The organism is Variovorax restrictus (assembly GCF_051216715.1).
GTDB lineage: Bacteria > Pseudomonadota > Gammaproteobacteria > Burkholderiales > Burkholderiaceae_C > Variovorax.
On the sequence record NZ_JBPJZH010000010.1, the window covers coordinates 83,286 to 89,285 of the forward strand.

Below are 6,000 nucleotides of genomic sequence, written 5' to 3' on the forward strand. Positions count from 1 at the left end.
TTCAGGGGGACTCTTCTTCGAAGGCCTTACCGCTGGTCTCACTGCGGCAGCTACAAGTTTGATAAAGGACGTTATCATTCATGAATGAAGACGTTCGACCGGAAGGCGAAGATGGACGAAATGGAGACGCTCGACTTCGAGGGTTGGCACTTCCTGTGCAGCGGGGAGCAACTGCCATCAGGTGCCTTCCAGGCGGTTGTGCGCTACAAGGCGCCGCCAGATGGTCAGATCCGAACGCTTGTTCTGGATCCTGTCCAACACGCCACGGCCAGCGAGGCACTGGCGCACGCTGTGGGGCTCGCGATGAAATGGGCGCGCGAGCGCAGCGGCGACGGTCGTGGAGAGGGCTGATTCATCGGCCCTGGTGGAGCCGGCGCCGCAGGAGGTGAGGGCGGTCGGCAAGGCGGTAGCGCTGGCTGGCTCGGCCTCCCACCTGGTCAGCCTGCCAGCGCTGTTCACGACCACACCTGCAGCGGCGGATCGCACGCTCGAATTCTTCACCGCCAACGTCCGCAATCCGAACACCCGAAGGGCCTACGCGCGCGCTGTGACGGCGTTTGCGGCCTGGTGTGACGGCCATGGCCTGCAGCAGCTCACGGCGCTGCGTCCAGTCCACGTAGCAGCCTACGTCGAGCAGCTGCAGGGGCGGTTGTCCGCTCCATCCGTGAAGCAGCACCTGGCCGCGCTGCGCGTCCTCTTCGACTGGCTGGTGGTCGGCCAGATCGTGCCCTTCAACCCGGCCAGCTCAGTACGCGGCCCGCGGCACTCCGTGCGCAAGGGGAAAACGCCCGTGCTTACCGCCGAGGAGGCAAGGGCGATGCTCGATGCGATCGACATCACCACGCCGGTGGGCCTGCGCGATCGGGCGTTGATCGGGTTGATGGTCTACACCTTCGCACGCGTGGGCGCGGCGATCGGCATGCGCGTCGAAGACGTCTACGTCCAGGGCCGGCGTACCTGGGTGCGGCTGCACGAGAAGGGCGGCAAGGTCCACGAGATGCCTTGCCACCACAACCTCGATGAGTACGTACATGCGTATCTCAGCACCGAGGGATTCGGCGACGACAAGAAGGCGTTTCTGTTCCGAACGGCCAAGGGCCGGGGAGGGCAGTTGTCGGCGCTGCCGATGAGCCAGGCCGACGTCTACCGGATGATCGGCCGCCGTGCTACGGCCGCCATGGTGGACACCAAGGTCGGGTGCCATTCTTTCCGCGCTACCGGCATCACCGAGTACCTGCGCAACGGCGGCAAGCTCGAAGTAGCCCAGCAGATGGCCAACCACGAGAGCGCCCGAACCACGGGCCTCTACGACCGGCGGCAGGACCAGGTTTCGCTCGATGAGGTCGAGCGAATCAGGATCTGACCTTGTCCATCATCGAAAGGAGCGCTCAGATTCGAACTGAAAAGAGGTTGCGAGAGTGCCTGTTAGACCAGCCTTTACACCTCAGATCCAAACTCCTCGTCGGGCTAGAAGAGGTGAACGTCAGGCTATATTTCTAGTGTCGACAGGCCGCGTTTGCGCCTTGTCAACGGGCGCGCGGAGTTCATCGGTAGCATGTCCAACGCTATGGCGTTTGAGGTAGGCACTGCCTTCCAAGGCACGCGAAATGCATGTGTACCATCGCGATTCCGACCAATGAAGAAGCCCATATCTTGGCTACCGCGCGCCGAAAGCATCCAAGCCAGACTTGGGCTGGCTTTCGGCATCTTGGTACTTGGGGTCTCCGTAGCGCTCGCCATGTTGATGGCCAGGGCTGCCGAAGAACAGGTCCTGCGTCAGAGTGCTGCGAACATGGAGGTGCTTACAAGGCAGCTCGCTCGCGAACTCTCCTCCGGCATGGACCGGTTCGCACAAGCGGTACTGACGCAGACCTACCGCGATCGATTCCGGGAGCCGTCTACAAGCGCTTCTTCCATGCGCAGAGCGCTGGACGAATTTGTTCAGACCAACCCTGAATTTGCGTACGTCTCAATCGTAGACGTGCAAACCGAGAAGGTTGCTGCAGCCAACGGCGGCATATTTGAAGGGGGTTCTGCCTCTGGCCGGCCGACCTTCGAGGAGGGGCGGCGCGGATTGTTCATCGGTGATGTTCACGATGCCGTTCGCCTCGCCGAGCTCTTGCCAAAGCCGCCCAACGGTGAAGCGCTGCGATTCCTGGATGTCGCAGCGCCGATTCGCGACAACGCTGGCAATGTCATACGCGTTTTTGCATCGCATGTAGCTTGGAAGTGGACCGACGGACTGCGCGCAGACATCTTTGGTCCATTAAAAGCATCCCACGGCATCGAGGCCGTATTGGTTGACACCAAAGGCAAGGTTGTCCTCGCCGCCGCATCGGATCTGGCCGTGGGCAGCGATCTGCAAGCAATGTCTCGACGTGCAGGACAGTCCGCTGAGGTCATACGCTGGCCGAACGGCGCTGACTACTTGACGACCGTCACGGCTACGGCTCCTCAAGGCGACTTTCCAGGTTTTGGTTGGACCGTCATTGCACGACAACCGGCAACGCTCGCCGCCAGCGCAGCAGCCGAGCTTCGTACCGCCTTTTTGGTCGGTGCAATCATCTTGGGATGCGCAGGCGCCGTGCTTGCATGGTGGGCCAGCGCTCGCCTACTCCAGCCCATGAGGGAGCTGGCACAAACGGCCCGTGACGTTCAAGCTGGCCACGGCTTGCAGGCTGATACGGGCTTTCAAGACCTGAGCGAGGTAGCCAGCGTCAAGCGCACGATCGGTCATCTGCTCCAACGGACACGGTCCGAAACGGAAGCTCGAGGTCTGAGCGAGCGGCAGTTTGCAACCCTCGCAGATTCGCTGCCGCAGCGCGTGTTCCAGACCAACGCGCAAGGCCTCGTCGACCTCCTCAATCAAGCGTGGGCGAATGCGCAAACTTCCTCCACCGCATTGCGCGGTCAGCCCTTGCCAGCTTTGTTTTCCAATGATCTCTCAGGAACCTTGGAGCCTGTGTGGCAGCGCTGCCTCGCTACAGGCGAGGCTCTGGACATCCGATGTGAACTGCAACCGATCGGGGAGGCGTCTGCCCGGTGGCATGACGTCAAAGCACGTTTGGTGCATGACACCGCAGGGGTGGCAAGCGCGTGGATCGGAACGCTCGCCGACATTCATCACACCGTGGTGGACGCGCAGAACGCCCGGCAAGCCTTGAGCCTTGAACGATCGGCCCGTGTCGAAGCTGAGGAAGTGACGCGGATGCGCGATGAATTCCTTGCAATCGTTTCGCACGAGCTGCGCTCACCTCTCAACGTGATCGCGGGCTGGGCAGAAATCTTGGCGCGCAAGTCGCCGGAAAATCCGACCGTCCTCAAGGCGGCGGATGTCATTCGGACGAGCGTGCGTCAACAGGCCGCTTTGGTTGATGATCTGATGGACATCACCGCCGTGGCGGCCGGCAAGCTGGTGTTAAAGCTGGAGGCGGTCGATGTGGCAAAAGCCGCAACGGAAGTCGTTACAGCGCGTGTACCTGCAGCGGAGGCTAAGGGGCTCCTCCTGCATTGCGAGGTTGCCTCACCCGCGGTAATCGAGGGTGATGGGCGGCGCGTGGTGCAAATGATCTCCAACCTCGTAGACAACGCCATCAAGTTCACGGACCGGGGTGGTCAAGTGGTCGTCGCTGTGAGCGCAGAACATCAAACATGCCGTGTCACGGTCAAGGATTCTGGACACGGCATCACGCCTGAATTCTTGCCTTACGTGTTCGACCACATGCGACAGGAGGACTCTTCGAAAACAAGGAGATCCGGTGGCTTGGGGCTTGGGTTGGCGATTGTGAAAGGCCTTGCAACGCTACATCGTGGAACGATCGACGGCAGCAGTGAAGGCAAAGGGCAGGGGGCTACTTTCACGCTGCGGCTTCCCCTGCAATCTCTAGCTGTCCCCGCCGAACAGATGCAAAACGATAGCCCATCCGAAGAGGCTATACAACCCACGGATCTTCGGGGCTGCCGCGTGCTGCTGGTGGATGACGAAGCTGACGCACGCGAGATGACCCAAGTAGCACTGACTAGCCTTGGCGCCACCGTGCATGTCGCGGCGTCCGGTGCTGAGGTCTTGCGACTGATCCATGACTGCCGCTTCGACGTGTTGGTGTCGGATATCGGCATGCCGGACATGGACGGGCTCACCTTGGTGCGCCATGTTCGCGAAGATTTCTCCTCACTCAGTTTGCCTGCAGTCGCCCTGACCGCGTTCGTCATGGAGTCCGACAGGCAAGCCGCCCTAGCCGCCGGATTTCAGGCCTATTTGACCAAGCCCATCACTTTGCCGCGTCTGGCACATGCCGTGGCGTCGGTACGCGTTGGCAAAGCTCGGGCTTCCGCAAACAGCTAAGTCGCAGCGCTTATCCGCAGCCAGCCGACTGGCTGCCGAGCGCACTGGGGTCAACCGAGTCCGGGCGGGTGCCTCACAGCCGCCACGTCACCCGAACCCTGCAGCGATACGGGGCGGCATGTAAGGGAGCGCACAGGGGCTAAAGATTTTTGTGGCCTCGCCGCCGGATCGAATCTGCCTTGACCTACACGCGACTGCCCCCGGCGACCCATAGTCGGCTCATGCGCAAGCCTAAACAGACCTCCCTTGAGATTTCCCTGCCGACCGCCCCAGGTGCATTGCGCCGTGGGCGAGGATCGCGCAGGCGGGTCCAGTCGCTTCGTAGACCAATGCTGCTGGACTTCGACAGCTGGATCCAGCTGACGCAAGGCGCCGCGGACGCCATCGAAGCGGCCGGTAAGCAGGGGCGCCTGAACTTCGGTTAGCTCGCGCCGATCCTTGGTTCACTCAAATTACAAATCGACCTTCTTCGCTGTCGTAGAACCGGGCGCCAAAGCCTGCGCAAAGCTTCCCCAGCATCGCGACGGCTGCATCGTCGAACACTCCTGATGCGGTGACAGATAAAGGTGGCTCTTCGGTGCCGACCTCGAGTTCCAGGGCGATTCCTGATGGACGCAGGTCGAATCGCTGCGTGTTCGTCGTCACCCCCGTCAGGTCGTAGATGACGGCGTGGACCTGGGGCCGGGTGCCCAATGGCTCGGGCAGCCAATCAGCGGCGATCTCACCAACAGTTGGCGATGCATGAACGATGACACCGATGTTGCTCATACTTGATCTCGGATGGTGCTGACGCTTGGTTAGCGTGCTTGCCTGGCGCAAAAAGCTGCTGCCGAAACAGCGAACTTGTTTGCGCAGAATGCGCGAACGACAACCTGATCTTCCGGGGTTCCGAGGATGAAGTTCGAAGACAGGTTCAGCAGCTCCTGAAACGGGTAGTCATCATTGAGCTGCTGGCGCATCAGCAGAGCACGGTCGAACTCAATGGCGACAACTCGGTCTTGAAGGGCCACCCCTTCGATGCCTCGGGCATGGCGCTGAACAACAAACCTCACCTTCTGCGCCTTGAGATCGGGAAAGTGCTGCTGCAAACCACGTGTGATGACCACAGCACTCTGACCAAGGTCGGCGAGGATGTTCGCCATGTAGGTTGGCGGGTGATCTATGACGATCTCGAGGGTACTTCCTCCATCCGCGCGTTCCCCGACGAAGACGATCCGATCACTGAGGTCGGCAATGACGTTGGCCTGAAGGGGCGGCTGGGGGTAGTGGTGAGGGACCCTGAAGAAGAACAAAAAAACGCCGAAGACAACGACCATCGCGAGCGTGACCCAGACATCGGAGATGCCCCGTTGGCTTGAGCTCAGGGGCTTGCGCAGCCGGCAGTCAGTTGAGGGGTGGTCAGTCGCCAAAAACGAGCCTTTTTGTTCGATGAAGAGCCTTGGCATGGCTCACGCTTCAGATAAGCAACTTGATGCCACGCCGCGCGGCCGTGGACCCTGACAACAGGGAGCGCAGTCGTCACGGATACAGGCATGGCACCCTTGGTGATCACCTTCTACGGGGCATTTCCAGGCTCGTCGATCTTAAAGACGCCCACGGTTTGCACCAGGCTGCCGGCTTGCTCCTGCATTGAAGCGGCGGCGGCGGCGGCCTGC

General features: G+C 61.1%; 5 protein-coding genes. 3 read left to right on the forward strand and 2 right to left on the reverse strand.

What is annotated here, in order from left to right; genetic code table 11:
* The first annotated feature begins 84 nt into the window (after window positions 1-84).
* The 3 genes from ACSFA0_RS25900 (at window position 85) to ACSFA0_RS25910 (ending at window position 4,345) form a co-directional block, all read left to right on the forward strand.
* On the forward strand, window positions 85-351 hold the full coding sequence (locus ACSFA0_RS25900) for a hypothetical protein (protein ID WP_435453131.1): 267 nt from the start codon (window positions 85-87) through the stop codon (window positions 349-351).
* 13 nt (window positions 352-364) lie between these two features.
* Window positions 365-1,363, forward strand: coding sequence for a tyrosine-type recombinase/integrase (locus ACSFA0_RS25905; RefSeq protein ID WP_435453132.1), 999 nt, complete (start codon window positions 365-367; stop codon window positions 1,361-1,363).
* A gap of 273 nt (window positions 1,364-1,636) precedes the next feature.
* Complete coding sequence (locus ACSFA0_RS25910) at window positions 1,637-4,345, forward strand: ATP-binding protein (protein WP_435453133.1); 2,709 nt, start codon at window positions 1,637-1,639, stop codon at window positions 4,343-4,345.
* Window positions 4,346-4,792: 447 nt separating this feature from the next.
* On the opposite strand, the gene ACSFA0_RS25915 is transcribed toward ACSFA0_RS25910, so the two are convergent.
* Together ACSFA0_RS25915 and ACSFA0_RS25920 are read right to left on the reverse strand one after the other, a co-directional pair.
* Window positions 4,793-5,113, reverse strand: coding sequence for a hypothetical protein (locus ACSFA0_RS25915; RefSeq protein WP_435453134.1), 321 nt, complete (start codon window positions 5,111-5,113; stop codon window positions 4,793-4,795).
* Between the two features lie 29 nt (window positions 5,114-5,142).
* Window positions 5,143-5,790, reverse strand: coding sequence for a hypothetical protein (locus ACSFA0_RS25920; RefSeq protein ID WP_435453135.1), 648 nt, complete (start codon window positions 5,788-5,790; stop codon window positions 5,143-5,145).
* Window positions 5,791-6,000 lie beyond the last annotated feature (210 nt).